Source organism: Chromohalobacter sp. 296-RDG (assembly GCF_029889885.1).
Classification (GTDB): Bacteria; Pseudomonadota; Gammaproteobacteria; order Pseudomonadales; family Halomonadaceae; genus Chromohalobacter.
On sequence record NZ_JARANY010000267.1, the window covers coordinates 1 to 921 of the forward strand.

Consider the following 921-nt stretch of genomic DNA (forward strand, 5'->3'; position numbering starts at 1 on the left):
CTGGGCGAAGGCGATGAACAGCAGGGTGGTGATCAGAAGCGGCGGGTTGTCGACGGCATTGGCGAAGACATCGATGGGATCGGCGACGCCGGTGGCGCCGGAGACCATCAGTCCGATCAACCCCATGAACAGCGTGCAGGGTAGGATCGACATGGCATACAGCGTGGCCAGAAGGCCCGGCCCGCTGCCGTGCTTGAGTTCGCGCGAGTAGTCGCTGGCGTTGAGGATCATGGTGCTGTAGATGCCCAGAAACAGCATCGTCGCGCCCCAGAAGGGTAGCCCCCAGGTGCCATCGATATCGATCAACTGCTTGCCGATCACATCGCCGTACTTGTCGAGCACGCTGAAGAACATGTAGACCAGCGAGGCCAGAATGAAACCGCTGCCGATGTTTTCCAGCCACTTGATGCCCTGGAAGCCAAACACCGACAGGGCGATCTGCAAGAGCTGGAAAGCGATGAAGTAGAACACTAGGTTGTCGAAGCCCAGCAGGGTCGCCGACACGGCGTTCAGGGCGCCTGCACCGATCCAGCTCTGAAAGCCGTACCAGACGATGGCCGGCACCGCGCGCACCAGGCCAGGCAGGCGCGTGCCGGTAAAGCCGAAGGCGCTACGTGCCTGGACCATGAAGGGAATGCCGTACTTGTAACCGGCGGCGCCGTTGATCGTCAGCGCGACGCCGATCACGAAGCAGCCGATGGCGATGGCCAGCGACGCTTGCAGTAGATTGAGCGTACCGACGATGCTCGAGCCCATGGCGAAGGTGCCGATGGATACGCAGCCGCCGAACCAGGCCAGTAAATAGGAGACGCGCCCCATGATGCGGGTGCGCTGTGGGGCCAGGGATTCTTCCCCCGGTGCCTTGCCGGCAGGGCGCGGCCCTTCCGACGTGGCGGAGTCGCTTGTCATGACGCTTTCCTC

General features: G+C 62.6%; 1 protein-coding gene. It reads right to left on the reverse strand.

Going from position 1 to position 921, the window contains the following annotated elements; translation table 11 throughout:
* Window positions 1-909: NCS1 family transporter (locus tag OP495_RS18450; RefSeq protein ID WP_280571229.1), on the reverse strand; the 909-nt coding region annotated here is incomplete at its 3' end.
* Window positions 910-921: the final 12 nt, after the last annotated feature.